The sequence below is a fragment of the Pigmentiphaga sp. H8 genome, from assembly GCF_003854895.1.
Taxonomy (GTDB): domain Bacteria; phylum Pseudomonadota; class Gammaproteobacteria; order Burkholderiales; family Burkholderiaceae_B; genus Pigmentiphaga.
In genome coordinates this window covers 5,709,992-5,723,080 of sequence record NZ_CP033966.1, presented here as the reverse complement: position 1 = coordinate 5,723,080, position 13,089 = coordinate 5,709,992, and the positions used below count along the sequence as shown (strand labels likewise).

General features: G+C 69.2%; 14 protein-coding genes. 1 reads left to right on the top strand and 13 read right to left on the bottom strand.

All coding sequences use genetic code 11. The annotated features are described in order from the left end of the window. Position 1: 1 nt before the first annotated feature. From EGT29_RS27050 to EGT29_RS27035, 4 genes are all read right to left on the bottom strand, one after another. Positions 2-1,138, bottom strand: a complete 1,137-nt coding sequence (locus EGT29_RS27050) for an LLM class flavin-dependent oxidoreductase (protein WP_124691905.1) — start codon at positions 1,136-1,138, stop codon at positions 2-4. Beyond that, complete coding sequence (locus EGT29_RS27045) at positions 1,135-1,926, bottom strand: alpha/beta fold hydrolase (protein ID WP_202865574.1); 792 nt, start codon at positions 1,924-1,926, stop codon at positions 1,135-1,137. Before EGT29_RS27045 ends, EGT29_RS27050 begins: the two co-directional genes overlap by 4 nt. Before the next feature lie 29 nt (positions 1,927-1,955). Beyond that, positions 1,956-2,558 (bottom strand): NADPH-dependent FMN reductase, encoded by a 603-nt coding sequence (locus tag EGT29_RS27040; protein WP_124691904.1) that lies wholly within the window; start codon positions 2,556-2,558, stop codon positions 1,956-1,958. Positions 2,559-2,627: 69 nt separating this feature from the next. After that, positions 2,628-3,548 carry a LysR family transcriptional regulator gene (locus EGT29_RS27035; protein WP_124691903.1) on the bottom strand — a complete coding sequence of 307 codons (921 nt, stop codon included), beginning with the start codon at positions 3,546-3,548 and terminating at the stop codon, positions 2,628-2,630. Positions 3,549-3,679: 131 nt separating this feature from the next. Between EGT29_RS27035 and EGT29_RS27030 the strand changes: the two genes are divergently transcribed. Further along, complete coding sequence (locus tag EGT29_RS27030; protein ID WP_124691902.1) at positions 3,680-4,678, top strand: tripartite tricarboxylate transporter substrate binding protein; 999 nt, start codon at positions 3,680-3,682, stop codon at positions 4,676-4,678. Here EGT29_RS27030 and EGT29_RS27025 read toward each other — a convergent pair whose 3' ends face one another. From EGT29_RS27025 to EGT29_RS26985, 9 genes are all read right to left on the bottom strand, one after another. Continuing rightward, positions 4,679-5,107, bottom strand: a complete 429-nt coding sequence (locus EGT29_RS27025) for a nuclear transport factor 2 family protein (protein WP_124691901.1) — start codon at positions 5,105-5,107, stop codon at positions 4,679-4,681. Positions 5,108-5,111: 4 nt separating this feature from the next. Beyond that, positions 5,112-5,888, bottom strand: a complete 777-nt coding sequence (locus tag EGT29_RS27020; protein WP_124691900.1) for a fumarylacetoacetate hydrolase family protein — start codon at positions 5,886-5,888, stop codon at positions 5,112-5,114. Further along, positions 5,876-7,075, bottom strand: a complete 1,200-nt coding sequence (locus EGT29_RS27015; protein ID WP_124691899.1) for an alpha-hydroxy acid oxidase — start codon at positions 7,073-7,075, stop codon at positions 5,876-5,878. The genes EGT29_RS27020 and EGT29_RS27015 overlap by 13 nt, the downstream gene beginning before the upstream one ends. Before the next feature lie 7 nt (positions 7,076-7,082). Next, complete coding sequence (locus tag EGT29_RS27010) at positions 7,083-8,000, bottom strand: TauD/TfdA family dioxygenase (protein WP_124691898.1); 918 nt, start codon at positions 7,998-8,000, stop codon at positions 7,083-7,085. Positions 8,001-8,110: 110 nt separating this feature from the next. Further along, positions 8,111-9,019, bottom strand: a complete 909-nt coding sequence (locus EGT29_RS27005) for a LysR family transcriptional regulator (RefSeq protein WP_124691897.1) — start codon at positions 9,017-9,019, stop codon at positions 8,111-8,113. Between the two features lie 163 nt (positions 9,020-9,182). Continuing rightward, positions 9,183-10,127 carry a catechol 2,3-dioxygenase gene (locus tag EGT29_RS27000; protein ID WP_124691896.1) on the bottom strand — a complete coding sequence of 315 codons (945 nt, stop codon included), beginning with the start codon at positions 10,125-10,127 and terminating at the stop codon, positions 9,183-9,185. A 22-nt stretch (positions 10,128-10,149) separates the two neighbouring features. Beyond that, entirely contained in the window at positions 10,150-10,506 is a 357-nt protein-coding gene (locus tag EGT29_RS26995; RefSeq protein ID WP_124691895.1) for a 2Fe-2S iron-sulfur cluster-binding protein, read from the bottom strand. Between the two features lie 19 nt (positions 10,507-10,525). Beyond that, entirely contained in the window at positions 10,526-12,079 is a 1,554-nt protein-coding gene (locus EGT29_RS26990) for a sulfatase-like hydrolase/transferase (protein WP_124691894.1), read from the bottom strand. A 33-nt stretch (positions 12,080-12,112) separates the two neighbouring features. After that, positions 12,113-13,087 (bottom strand): tripartite tricarboxylate transporter substrate binding protein, encoded by a 975-nt coding sequence (locus EGT29_RS26985; RefSeq protein ID WP_161567998.1) that lies wholly within the window; start codon positions 13,085-13,087, stop codon positions 12,113-12,115. Positions 13,088-13,089 lie beyond the last annotated feature (2 nt).

Genomic DNA, 13,089 nt, shown 5'->3' with positions numbered 1-13,089 from the left:
CTCAGGCGGCGTCTTTGAAGTGCGGGATGATTTCCTGCGCGATGGCCTGCATGTTGGCGCGGACCATGCCGTCGGGCATGGTGCCGAACTGGGTCTTGGTCAGGGTGGTGCCGAAGCCCGCCAGGTCCTCGTACTCGGCCAGCTTCTCGCGCACGGTGGCGGGGCTGCCGATGATGACCAGTCCGGATTTCACCAGGTCTTCCACCGACTGCGGCTTGGCGCCGACCGCGCGCGTGGACTTGATGCGCTTCATGGCCTCGATGTTGGTGTAGCCCGGCGGCAGCAGCATTTCCATGGGCATCTTCAGGAGGCGGGTCATCAGGGCCTCCAGGTGCGGCTTGGCCTCGGCCATCGCGCGCTCGTCGGTCTCGGCCACGTAGATGCAGTTGGACCAGGCAAGCTGGTCGCGGCCCGCTTCGTAGCCGGCCTTGCGCGCTTCCTCGCGGTACATGTCGAAGAATTTCTTGACCGTGGCGATGGGACTCAGGGTCTGGCAATAGGTGTAGCGCAGTCCCGCCGCCCAGCGGATGGTGCTGCTGGACCCCTGCGACGGCACCCAGATCGGCGGGTGCGGGTCCTGGTAGGGACGCGGCCACGGGTTCACGTAGTTGAACTGGTAGTGCTTGCCCGTGTACGAGAAGGGGCCGGGCTGGGTCCATGCGCGCACGATCAGGTCGTGGGCCTCGGCGAAGCGCGCCTGCGACTCGGCCGGGTTGATGCCCATGGCGTGGTATTCGGCGCCGATGCCGCGCACGAAGCCGGCGATGAAGCGGCCGCGCGTCAGGTTGTCCAGCATGGCGAATTCCTCGGCCACCATCAGCGGGTTGTTCAGGAGCGGCAGCGCGCGGCCCAGCACGGCGATGCGCGCGCGCTTGACGCTGCGAGCCAGCGCGCCGGCCAGCACGCCCGGAATCGGCATCAGGCCGTATGCCGTCTGGTGGTGCTCGTTCAGGCAGACGCCGTCGAAGCCCAGCTGGTCGGCGTATTCCATCTGGTCCAGGTACTCGTGGTACAGCTCGGCGCCCAGCTGCGGATCGTAGTGGCGGTTGGAGAAGGTCACCCAGGCCGAGCCGTTCTTCTGGATCGCTTCCAGGTCCGCATGGCGATAGGGCATCAGGTGGAAATTGAAGAACTTCATGCGGGGCTCCCGGTCGAGGCGGTGAAACGGGTCAGCGCGGCCAGGGTCTCGGCCGGGCGTTCCAGGTGGGGCGCGTGGCCGCAATCGCCCATCTCGGCCAGCGTGGCGCGGGCGATGCGATCGCGCCAGGCGCGGCCGTATTCGGCGGGCAGGATGCGGTCGTTGGCGCCCCATACCACCAGCGTAGGCACGGCGATGCGATGCAGCCACTTGGCCAGGTCGGGATCGTGGCCGCGCGGCTGCCAGGTCAGGCGGGCGGTGACTTCCTTGTTGCGCACGGCCACGTCCAGCTCTTCCTCGGTGGGCGCGCGTTCGAGCACGCGCGCGGCCAGCGCGGGGTCGTGGTAGGTGTCGCGCACGAGATCGTCGTCGGTGCGCAGGAAGACGTCGGTGGCGGGCACGTCCGGCACGTGGATGCCCTGGGCCGAGATCAGGGTGAGCGAAGCCAGCGCGTGGCTGTTGCGCACCGCCAGTTCGGCCGCGATCCAGCCGCCCAGGTCGTAGCCGACCAGGTGCACGCCGCGCAGCTTCTGCTGGTCCAGGTAGTCCAGGTAGAAGTTGGCAAGGTCGCGCACGTTGTCCAGCCAGGCCGGCACGGCGGCGCCGCCGTAGCCGGGATGCTCGGGGGCGTGGCAGTCGTAGTGTTCGGCCAGCGCCGGCAGCCAGGCCTGCGATTCGGCCAGCCCGCCGGGGCCGTGCAGGAACAGGAGCGGCTGGCCTTGGCCGGCGCGCGCGACGCGCAGCGCGGTATCGCGTATGCGCAGGGTGGACGCATTCATGGCGGTCATGATGTCTCCTAGGTGGAAAAGGGGGCGCGTCAGGCGGCGGCGCGCATCGCGATGCCGGGCTGCGGCGCGCGCATGCGGTGGGCGAAGTCGGCCACCTCGCGGCCCAGCGTGCGCAGTTGTTCGTCCACGCGTGCGTCGATGCAGCGGCCGTCGGGCGCGAAGGCGGGATCGGTGCCGCCTATGCACACGCCCAGCGGCGTGGGCCAGCCGCGCAGCGCGTGCACGATGTCGCGCAGCGCGCCCAGCGTGGTGACGGCCGCCTGCCAGCCGGCGGCGTTGGCGATGCAGCCCACCGCCCGGCCGCTCAGGTAGGGCCGGGCGTCGGTGCGCAGGTCCTCGGTGTAGTCCAGCGCGTTCTTGACCAGGCCCGACAGGCTGCCGTGGTAGCCGGGCGAGGCCAGGATGACGCCGTCGGCCCGGCGCAGCTCGGCCACCAGGCGCAGTGCCGCCGGCGTGCGGCCGGGTTCGTGCGGGGCGTACATGGGCAGGACCAGGTCGTCGCCGGCCAGCAGGACGACCTGCGCGCCGGTGGCGGCCACGGCATCCAGCGCGTGCCGCAGCGCGCGCTCGGTGGACGAGTCGGGGCGCGTGGTGCCGCCCAGTGCCACCACGCGGGGCGGGGAGGTGTTCATGCCTGTCTCCGTTAATACATAGCTAGCTATGTATTACGCGCGCAAGTGGCCGGAATGTCAAGAGGCGGGTTATTCCATGCTCTTGCTCCAGGACTTGGGTGTCCGGGCCCATTCCTTCAGGAATTCCAGGAAGACCTGCACCCGCATGGGCAGGTTCTTGCGCGACGAGTAGATGGCGTAGACGTCCAGCCCCGAGGGGACGTAGTCGGGCAGGACGACCCGCAGTTCGCCGCGCTCGAGCTCGTCGGCGATCATGTAGTAGGGGTGCATGGAGATCCCCATGCCGGTCAGCGCGGCTTCCTTCAGGGCGTCGCCGAAGTCCGAGCGTAGCGGCCCCTGGACCCGGACGGACACCGGCCCCTCGGGACCGGTGAAGTTCCAGGTGGCGGTGGGCGATTTGTTCCAGTTGACCAGGCACTTGCAATGCTGGAGGTCGCGGGGATGGATGATGGGCGGGACCTTGGCCAGATAGGCCGGCGAGGCGACCAGCGCCTGGCGCGCCTCGGCCAGCGGAATGGCGATGAAGCTGGCATCCTTGAGCACCGGGACGATGATGATGCCCACGTCCAGTCCCTGTTCGACGAAGGTTTCCTGCTTGCGGACGGTCAGCAGGCTAAGGGCTATCTGGACGTCGGGATAGCGCTCGTGGAATTCGCCGATCACCGGCAAGAGGCGCTGCGTGCCGAAGGCGGGCGGCACGCCCACCCGCACCACGCCCGCCACGTCGCGCGACAGGTCGTGCACGGATTCGCGCAAGTCGTCGTAGCGCTGCAGGAGGTCGGTGCCGTTCTCCAGTACCTGCAGGCCGGCCGGCGTCAGCCCCAGCTGCTTGGTCGTGCGGTTGAGCAGCTTGACGCCCAGCGAGCGTTCCAGCCAGGCCACCTGCTTGGTGCAGGTGGCGCGCGATACGCCGAAGTGCTGCGCGGCGCCGGCGAAGCTGTTGCGCCGGGCCACCTCCAGGAACATGCGCAGGCAACTGAGCTGGTCCACGTGCTTGTCCTTGCCGGTTTCTCTTTAGGAAATTTCAAATTTAGCACCGCCGCCTTGTTGAGCAGGCGGGGCGAACGAATAATGCCCCCATCCATTGTTTCGCATTCGATACGAAAATCCGGAGACCTCCTATGACCCGACTCCCTTCGTCCCCCACCCGCCGCCGGCTGACCGCGCTGGCGCTCGTGCTTGCCGCCACCGGTCCCTGGGCCGCCGCGCCGGCCGGCGCGCAGGGTTTTCCGTCGCACCCGCTGCGCCTGGTCGTGGCCTATGCCCCGGGCGGCGCGACCGACATCGTCGGGCGGATGTTCGCCCAGGAGATGTCCGAAAGCCTGGGACAGACGGTGGTGCTGGAGAACCGCGCGGGCGGCGGCACCCTGGTCGGGACCGAGTCGGTCCGGCGTTCGCCGGCCGACGGCTATACGCTGCTTTTCGGCACCAACGCCTTCGTGATCACGCCGCTGCTGCATGACACCAAGACCTACGATCCCGTGGCCGATTTCCAGCCCATCGGCCAGGCCACCGTGCAATCGTTGGGCATCCTGGTGACGCCGGGGCTGAAGATCCGCACGGTCCAGGAATTCATCGCCTACGCCAAGGCCAACCCGGGCAAGGTGAACTTCGCCTCGTCGGGCAACGGCTCGGCGCAGCACCTGGCGGGCGAGGCCTTCGCCAAGGCGGCCGGCATCAAGATGGTGCACGTCCCCTACAAGGGTACGGGGCCGGCCATGGCCGACCTGCTGGCCGGGCGCGTGGACGTCATGTTCAGCTCCCTGGTGGGGAACATGGAGCACGTGGCCGAAGGCCGGCTGGCGCTGATCGCGACCACCGGCGCCAAGCGCTCGCCCGCCACGCCCGGCGTGCCCACGGTGGATGAAAGCGGCGTCAAGGGCTTCCAGGCCGAGACCTGGCAGGCCGTGCTGGCGCCGGCCGGTACGCCCGCGCCGGTGGTCGATCGGCTGAACGCCGCGCTGGCCAAGGCCGGCAAGTCGCCGAAGATCATCGAGACGCTGGCGGCGCAGGGCATGGAGGTGCGGACCACCGCGCCGGCCGAGCTGCGCGAACTGCTGGTGCGGGACACCACCCAGTACAAGGCCCTGCTGCAGCAGGCCAAGAACACGCTGCAATAGTCAGTTCCCGAACCGGCGCTGGCCCTGCTTCTCGTCCACCAGCCAGCGCCCGTCCGGTGTCCGGGACAGGCGCTCGTGGTGCAGGGAAATGGACAGGGGCGGCGGCATCGGGACCGGCCCCGCCTGCGGAGCCGCCGCGTCGACGCGGTAGACCAGCGTCATGTACCGCGCCGTGGCCCGGTCCGGGCCATCCAGGTCGATCACGAGGTTCTGCACCAGATGGGCCGTGGTGCGTCCGGCGGGCCGGTCGGCCAGCGCCGCGCGGACCTCGGCCGGGCCTTGCAGCGCCCGGCCCTGGCGATGCCAGACGCCGTGTGCGGACATGCAGGCGGCGACCGCGTCGAAGTCGCCGCCGTCCAGCGCCAGGTAGAAGCCATGGATGGCCTGCTGGCAGCCGGTCACCGCGGCCCAGTGTTCCAGATCGGTCATGGTGTCATCCTTGCACGAAAGTGTTGCGCAGCGTGCCCAGCCCGGTGATCTCGATCTCCACCACGTCGCCGGCACGCAGGTCGGGCGACTGGCCGTCGGTGCCCATCCAGACCACGTCGCCGGGGTACAGGGTCAGGTACTTCGTCATGGCGCACAGGAAGGTGGGCACGTCGAAGATCATCGCCGCGGTGGCGAAGTCGATGGTGGTCCGGCCGTTCACGCGCACCTGGGTGCGGGCCCGGGACGGATCGAAATCGGTGTCTATCCAGGGGCCCATGGGCTTGAAGGTGTCCGAGTTCTTGGCGCGCCAGAAGGTGCGGTCCGACCGCTGCCAGTTGCGCTCGCTGACGTCGTTGCCGATGGTGTAGCCCAGCACGCAGTCCAGCGCGTTCTCGGGCGTCAGGTGGCGGGCTTCCTTGCCGATGACCGCGACCAGTTCGCCTTCGTAGTGGATGGTGCGGGCATCGGGCGGCATCACCACGTCGTGGCCGTGCGGCACCAGGGCGTTGTTGGCGCGGTAGCCGATGTCCGCCTGCTTGGGCAACTGCGGCTCCTGGCCCCGTTTGCGGGCCGCCTCGATGGCGTGCTCGGCGTAGTTCAGGCCGGCGCAATAGAAGGTGCGAGGGACCACCGGCACTTCCAGCCGCACTTGGTCCAGACGGGTCCAGTCGTTCGTCGGCGCATAGCCGTCGAAGGGCGAGCCCTCGACCCGCCGTATGCGGTCGCCCTCGGCCAGTCCGTAGTGGGTGCCCGTCGAATCCGTGTATCTCAGCCAGCGCATGTCCGTCCTTCGTGGGTTGCCTGGCGCGGCGGGCGCGCCAGGAGGGTTTCGTCGATGTCCTCGATGCGGGGCGCGCCGCACAGCTTCATCGCGCGCACCAGTTCTTCGGTCAGGATCTGCAAGGCCCGGTTCGCGCCCGGTTCGCCGCCCGCGACCGCGCCGTACAGCGTCGCGCGTCCGACCAGCACGCCTTCGGCGCCCAGCGCCCGCGCCTTCAGGATGTCCACGCCGCGCCGCACGCCGCCGTCCAGCCAGACCGGGATGCGGCCGCCCACCGCGTCCGCCACGCCGGGCAATGCGTCCAGCGTCGCGCAGGCGCCGTCGAGCTGGCGTCCGCCATGATTGGACACCACCACGGCGTCGGCGCCCAGCCGCACCAGCCGGTCGGCGTCGTCCGGGCGCAGGATGCCCTTGACGATCAGCTTGCGCGGCCAGCGGTCGCGTACCTGCGCCAGGCGGTCCCAGTCGAACGAGGGATCGTAGTTGCGCCCCACCGCCGAGGCCAGTCCCGCCACCGAGGTCACGTCGCGCTGCAGGCCGATCAGGTTCTTGTTCACCGGCATGCCGTGGCGCAGCAGCGCCAGCGCCCAGCGGGGGTGAGCCGCGACGTCGCCAAAGCTGCGGTATGTGAGCCGGAAGGGAGTGCGGAAACCGTTGCGCACGTCGCGCTCGCGCTTGCCGCCCACCGGCAGGTCGACGGTGATGACCAGCGCCTCGTAGTCCGCCGCCCGCGCGCGCTCGATCAGGCCGTGGAAGAAGTCCTGGTTCTTCAGCACGTAGGCCTGGAACCACAGGCGGCCGGGCGCCTCGCGCGCGACTTCCTCGATCGACGCCGTGGCGCTGGTCGACAGGGTATAGGGGATGCCGTGCCGCGCGGCGGCCTTGGCGATGGCCAGGTCGCCGCCGTGGCGGCCGTAGCCGACGCCGCCTGTGGGGGCGATGGCCAGCGGGTAGTCGGCCGGCGCGCCCAGCACGGTGCAGCGGGTGGAAACCCGGGATACGTCCACCAGGGCGCGCGGCAGCAGGCGCACGCGCTCAAAGGCCTGGCGGTTGTCGGCCAGCGTGGCTTCGCTCTCGGCGCCGCCGTCGAAGAAATCGAACACCAGCCTGGGCAGGCGGCGGCGCGCCGCCGCCCGCAGGTCGTCGATGGACTGGGCGCGGCCGATGCCGCGATCGAACAGGGCCATGGCGCGCTCAGTGCGCGGCCGCGGCGCGCGCGGGGCGGATCGCGGCCGGCAGGAAGGACGGATCGAAGATGCGGTCGGCCATGACCTGGCAGCGCTTGATCAGCCGGTGCTCGTGGGGCAGGTAGTCGGGCCAGGCGTTGTGCAGCGTTCCGATGTGGTCCCACATCAGCACGTCGCCCTCGGTCCATTCGTGGGTGCACTGGTACTTGGCCTGCAACTGGTGCGCGAACAGGAATTCCAGCATCTCGTCGCTGCGGCGCGCATCGAGTTCGTTGATCCGGATGGCGTAGCCGGGATTGCAGTACAGCACCTTGCGTCCGGTGATCGGGTGGGTCAGGAACACCGGGTGCGTCGACGGCGGCCGCTTGGCGCGCTGCTCGGGCGTGAGCGGCGGCCGCTCGCTGCCGGGCCGCGCCCGCATGTTTTCCCAGAACTTGTTGAAGTCGTGGACCGCGGTGGCGCCCTCCAGCTCGCGCTTGACGTCGGCGGGCAGGTCCTCGCAGGCGGCGTGCATGTTGGCGAAGCTGGTCGATCCCAGCGCGCGGCCGTCGCGGCGCGGCACCTTCAGGGCGTGCAGCACGTTCACGAAACCCACGGTCGGGTTGTAGGACATGTCGGTGTGCCAGTCCTGGCCGGCGTCGGCGATGCCGATCAGCCGGCCGTTCTCGACGATATTGGAAAGAATGCTGACCTCGGGAATGCCGGGCTCGTTGGCGTCCGACACCGTCCGCTGCAGGCCGCCGAAACGGGCCGAGAAATCCCGCAGCTGCGCCGGCGTGATCGATTGCGCCGGAAAGCGCAGGACGCCGTGCGTGCCCAGCGCCGCCAGCAGCGTGGCGAAATCCTGCTCCGAAAGCGGCCGGGAAAGGTCCAGGCCGCGCACCGTGGCCCCGAGTATCTTTCCGGTGGGGACGATATCCGTCATCTTGAGTCCTGTCTGGCTGATCGATGGCGAAATGGTAGGCATCGACGGCCGGTTTGGACACCCCGCCGGGCGCAAACTTGTTATTTCCTGAACGGAAACAACGGGGAGGATCAGGCGCCCTGGGGCCGCAGGCTGCGGCTGATGCTGTGGATGGCCGAATACAGCGCCTGCCCCGCCGGGCTCAGGATCTTCTGCACCGGCATGAACGCGGAAATCGTCAGCGACGGCAGGGTCTCGGCCACCGGCACGATGGCCAGCATGCCCCCGGCCTGCGCTTCCTCGGCCAGGTAGCGCGGCACGAAGCTGGCGATGTTGCCGTGCTCGATGATCTGGATGGCGCCGCCCACGGATTCGCAATGCATGACGCACTGGGGCGGCGGCAGGCCGGCGTCGACGAAGGACCGCTCGATGACCATGCCCGGTCCGTCGGCAGGCCCGGTAACGAGCCAGGGCACGTCGGCCAGTGCCCGCAGCGACTTCGCCCGCGCCTTGGGGTGGCCATGCCGCACCGCCACCACCAGGTCCAGTGTGAACAGCGGATCGTGCCTATAGCCTTCGCCGGGGCCGCCCGCGGGCAGCGGGCCGATGGCGAAGTCCAGGCCCTTCTCGCGGAACAGGTCCATGACCGTGGGGTAGGTGGCTTCCTGCAGATGGATGTAAACGTCGGGGAAGCGCAGCCGCATGATCTCGATCGCCCGCGGCACCACCAGCGCGAACGGCGCCGCCGACGAGGCGATGGACAGCTTGCCCGACAGGTCGCCGACCAGTTGCCGGATGTGGGTGTGGGCGTCGGCCGCCGCGCGCACGATGAAACGGGCGTGTTCCAGCAGGGCCTGTCCGTAGGGGGTCAGCTCGACGCCGTGCGCCGACCGCGTCAGCAGCGTGGCGCCCACCGACAGCTCCAGTTGCTGCAAGGCCCGCGTGATGGCGGGCTGGGTCAGGTCCAGCAGCTTGGCCGCGGCGCTGATGCTGCCCGCCTCGGCCACCGCCGCGAAGGCCCGGAGCTGGTGGAGCTGCATGTTCAGGCCGGACGCGGCGTCGGCCGGGCGCCGCCGGCCTGGTTCCGGCAGTCATGCGGGAGCGCGGACGGCGCGGCGGCGGGGGCGGAATCCAGGTTCATGATCGTCTCGCGGGGTAGGCGCCAGATACAGTCAGGAGGGCGAGGATACGCGCCCGCGCGACTCAGGTAAACACGCTCAGGAATTTCTCGTTGAGCTTGCGGTCGTGGTAGAAGATGCCCGTGCCCAGCTCCTCGGCCGTCCACTTGATCACCGGTTTGTCCGGGTACCAGGTATAGCCGCCGGCGAACACCTCGTTGCGGTTGCCGCTCGGATCGAAGAAGTACACCGTTTCGCCGCGCGTGATGCCATGGCGCGTCGGCCCGATGTCCAGCGATACGCGCCGCTTGGAGATGATGTCGGCCGCCTTCAGCACTTCGCCCCAGTTGTCCAGCAGGAACGAAACGTGATGTAGCTTGTTCTTGACCGGCTGCTGGATGAAGGCCACGTCGTGGGCCTTGGTCGCGCAGCTCAGGAAGGCGCCTATCATCTGCTCGTCCGGCCCGGCCACGACCGCCTCGGTAAGGTTGAAGCCCAGCACCTCGGTGAACAGCTTGAACGTGCCGGCCAGGTCGTCGCCGTACAGCAGGCAGTGGTCGAAGCGGCGTGCGCCCATGCCGTGCATGTCGTCCGGCCACGGATCGGGGTTCAGATAGCCTACCGCGCACCCGGGCGTCTCGCGGTGCGCGTACAGTTCCATCACGTGTCCGGTCGGAACGGTGAAGCGAAAACGCCGTCCCGTCATCGGATGCTCGCCTTCCCTCATCCAAACCATGTCGGTCGCCAGGCCGCTGGCTTCGACATCGGCCGAGAGTTTGTCCAGCGTGGCTTCCGAGTCCACTTTCCAGCCCATGTAATCCATGCCGGCTTCATCGGCCTCGCGCAGCACCACGCTGTGGTGGTCGGCTTCGTCCCAGGCTTTCAGGAACACCCGCGCGCTGCCGTCGGCGGCGGTGTCGCGCATGACTTCCCTGAGCCCGATGGTATCGACGTAATGCCGTACCGCCGGCTCGATCTCCAGAACCCGTATGCAAACGTGTCCCGGCCGCATCACTCCTGTGATCGCCATGATGGTCTCCTTGCTGTCGTTGTCAGGTAGGGGGTACAGGCGGTCGGGCCGCCGGCGTCAAATGACGGGTCACGCAGCGCCGCATCCTGTCCAGCGCTTCGATCTCGATGTCGCTGCGCGGCACGACGCGGCAGGCCAGTACCACGCCGGCCGCCTGCTCGTCGGCGCTGACGCAGGCGCGGCTCATCTTCGCGGCGTGGTAGTCGCCCCGGACGATCCGGCTCTTGCATACGCCGCACCCGCCGCCGCGGCAGCCGACCGGAATGCCCTTGCGGCCGAGCGCCTCCATGCCGGCCAGCAGTGTCTGCGAGCCGCCGCAGGCATAGCGTTCGCCTGTATCGAGGATATGGACTTCGAAGCGCTGCTCGGCCGGATGCATGGGATTCCTTGCGAGAGGTTTACCACTGGCCGATGTGTATGCCGGGCGGCAGGTTGTCGGTCATGGCCTCGATGCGGTCGAGGTCGACGGCGATGCGGCGCTTGAGCGTCAACTGATGCGCCAGCAGCCGCGCCGACATCGATTGCCGCACCGGCTCGAAGGCGGGGTCCGCGCCCAGGTCGTGGAACTCGTCCGGATCCTCGGCCAGGTGAAAGAGCTGCGGGCGGTAGCCGTTCCAGGCCACCAGCTTCCAGTCGGCGGTGCGCACCATCCAGCCCCGGCAGTCGGCGTCGCGGGGCCGGCCCAGGACATGGCGCGCGCGCCGCGTCGCATAGTCCAGTTCGCTGAAGACGCAGTCGCGCCAGTCGTGCGCGGCTTCACCGCGCACCAGCGGCAGCAGCGAGCGGCCTTCCACCCGATGGGCCTGCGCGGGCAGGCCGAGCGCGTCCAGGATGGTGGGAACGACGTCCACCGCGGCGGCGAAACGGCCATCGCGCGTGCCGCGCGTGGCGTCGGCGGCGGGCGACGGATCGACCACGATCAGCGGTACGCGCTGGACGACGTCGTGGAACAGTTCCTTTTCGCCGAAGCCGTAGTCGCCCAGGAAATCGCCGTGATCGGAGGTGAAGACGATCAGCGTCTGGTCCGTCTGGCCGGTCTGCTCCAGGACTTCCAGCACCCGGCCCAGGTGGTCGTCGATCTGCCGGATCAGGCCCATGTAGGCCGGACGCACGTGGCGCACCACGTCCTCCTGGTCGAAGCTGCGGCATTCGTCATGCGAGCGGTAGGCGGCCAGCACCGGATGCTCGTTGGCTTCGGAGGCGCGATTGCGCCGGATGGGCGCCTGCTCGGCGCGGCGGTACATGTCGTGATAGGGCGCCGGCGCGATGTAGGGCCAGTGGGGCTTGATGTACGACAGGTGCAGCGACCAGGGTTCGTCGCGATGCCGGCGGATGAAATCGATGGCGGCGTTCGAGACGTAGGCGGTTTCCGAGTGCGGCTCGGCCACGTGGGCAGCCAGGTGCGCGTGGCGCATCTGCCAGCCGCTGGCGACCGAGCCGTCCGGATGACGGCCGGAGTTGGCGTGCTGCAGCCACGGGTCGTCGCCCGCGTAGCCGGCCGACTCCAGGTAGCGCCGGTAGTCCTCCTTGCCGGTGGGCAGGTCGCCCTCGTGCCGGCAGACCACCTCGAAGCCGCCTTGCAGCAGGCTGGCGGCGGAACGATCGGCGGCGCCGCCGCGCCAGGCCGCCGTCGCCTCGGCCGACGGCTCGAAGTGGGTCTTGCCCGCCAGGTGGAGCGCGCGGCCGGCCTGCGACAGGTAGTCGCCCACCGTCAGCTCGCTCATCGGCATGGGGATGAAGTTCCAGGTCGCGCCGTGGGAGGACGGATAGCGGCCGGTATAGAAGGACATGCGTGACGGTCCGCATACGCCCGACTGCACGTAGGCCTGGGTGAAGACCACGCCGCGCGCGGCCAGGGCGTCCATGTTGGGCGTGCGCAGCCAGGGGCTGCCGTAGCAGGACAGGTAGTCCGCCCGCAGTTGGTCGCACATGATGAAAAGGACGTTGCGCATCCTGGTATCCGGAAGAAGTCGGTCGTTCGGCAGTCAGTCGATCTTGATGGCGGTCTGGCGCACCAGGTCCGTCAGCCGGGCCTGTTCGCTGGCAATCAGCGCGCCGAACTGCTCGGCCGTGGTGCTCGGGACCGGCTCGGCGCCCGCGTCGGCCAGCGCCTTGCGCGTCTCGGGATCGGCCAGGATCTGGTTCAGCGCCCGCGTGAATCCGGCGATAGCGTCCTTGGGCGTTTCCTTGCGCATGACGAAGCCGTCCCAGTTGCGCACGTCGAAGCCCTTGAAGCCCTGTTCCTCCATGGTCGGCACGTCAGGCAGGCCGGGCAGCCGGCTGTCGCGCGAAGCGATGGCCAGCGCCTTGACCTTGCCGCCCTGGATCTGCGCCGCCGCCACCGTGCTGGTCAGGAACATGAAGTTCACCCGGCCCGCCACCAGGTCGGCCAGCCCGGCCGTGAACTGGTTGTAGGGCACGTGGGTGGCCGTGACGCCGTAGCGCTGCTTGAAGAGCTCGCCCGCCAGGTGCGCCGGCGTGCCGTAGCCGCCCGAGGGAAAGCTGTAGGCATCGGGCTTGGCGCGCAGCAGCTCGATCAATCCCTTCACGTCGTGCACGGGCAGGGACGGCGTGACGACCAGCACGCTGTAGGTCCAGTCGTACTGCCCGACGGGCGCGTAGTCGCGGGCGAAGTCCTTGTTGAACGAGGACAGCAGCGCGGGGCCGACCACCACGGGCGTGAGCAGCGTCATCGCGGTATAGCCGTCGGCGGGATAGCGGTCGAGGTCGCCCGCGGCCAGGCTGCCAGAGGCGCCGGGCTTGTTGTCGACGTAGAAGGTCTGGCCCAGCTTGACGGTCAGCTTCTGCGCGATGATGCGGCTGCTGATGTCGGGCGGCGTGCCGGCGTTGTACGGCACGATGATGCGCACCGGGCGGGCCGGCCAGGTTTCCGCCTGCGCGCCGATGGCGGCCAGGCCGAGCGTGGCGGCCAGCGCCAGTTTCCCGAACGTGAAGGTCATGG

What these genes read in the sequence shown, in the direction of transcription:
- EGT29_RS26990 (WP_124691894.1), bottom strand. Translation starts at nt 12,079, where the DNA reads ATGCGCAACGTCCTTTTCATCATGTGCGACCAACTGCGGGCGGACTAC.
- EGT29_RS27020 (WP_124691900.1), bottom strand. Translation starts at nt 5,888, where the DNA reads ATGCGCTGGCTGAGATACACGGATTCGACGGGCACCCACTACGGACTG.
- EGT29_RS26995 (WP_124691895.1), bottom strand. Translation starts at nt 10,506, where the DNA reads ATGCATCCGGCCGAGCAGCGCTTCGAAGTCCATATCCTCGATACAGGC.
- EGT29_RS27050 (WP_124691905.1), bottom strand. Translation starts at nt 1,138, where the DNA reads ATGAAGTTCTTCAATTTCCACCTGATGCCCTATCGCCATGCGGACCTG.
- EGT29_RS27030 (WP_124691902.1), top strand. Translation starts at nt 3,680, where the DNA reads ATGACCCGACTCCCTTCGTCCCCCACCCGCCGCCGGCTGACCGCGCTG.
- EGT29_RS27010 (WP_124691898.1), bottom strand. Translation starts at nt 8,000, where the DNA reads ATGACGGATATCGTCCCCACCGGAAAGATACTCGGGGCCACGGTGCGC.
- EGT29_RS27025 (WP_124691901.1), bottom strand. Translation starts at nt 5,107, where the DNA reads ATGACCGATCTGGAACACTGGGCCGCGGTGACCGGCTGCCAGCAGGCC.
- EGT29_RS27005 (WP_124691897.1), bottom strand. Translation starts at nt 9,019, where the DNA reads ATGCAGCTCCACCAGCTCCGGGCCTTCGCGGCGGTGGCCGAGGCGGGC.
- EGT29_RS27015 (WP_124691899.1), bottom strand. Translation starts at nt 7,075, where the DNA reads ATGGCCCTGTTCGATCGCGGCATCGGCCGCGCCCAGTCCATCGACGAC.
- EGT29_RS27045 (WP_202865574.1), bottom strand. Translation starts at nt 1,926, where the DNA reads ATGACCGCCATGAATGCGTCCACCCTGCGCATACGCGATACCGCGCTG.
- EGT29_RS27040 (WP_124691904.1), bottom strand. Translation starts at nt 2,558, where the DNA reads ATGAACACCTCCCCGCCCCGCGTGGTGGCACTGGGCGGCACCACGCGC.
- EGT29_RS26985 (WP_161567998.1), bottom strand. Translation starts at nt 13,087, where the DNA reads ATGACCTTCACGTTCGGGAAACTGGCGCTGGCCGCCACGCTCGGCCTG.
- EGT29_RS27000 (WP_124691896.1), bottom strand. Translation starts at nt 10,127, where the DNA reads ATGGCGATCACAGGAGTGATGCGGCCGGGACACGTTTGCATACGGGTT.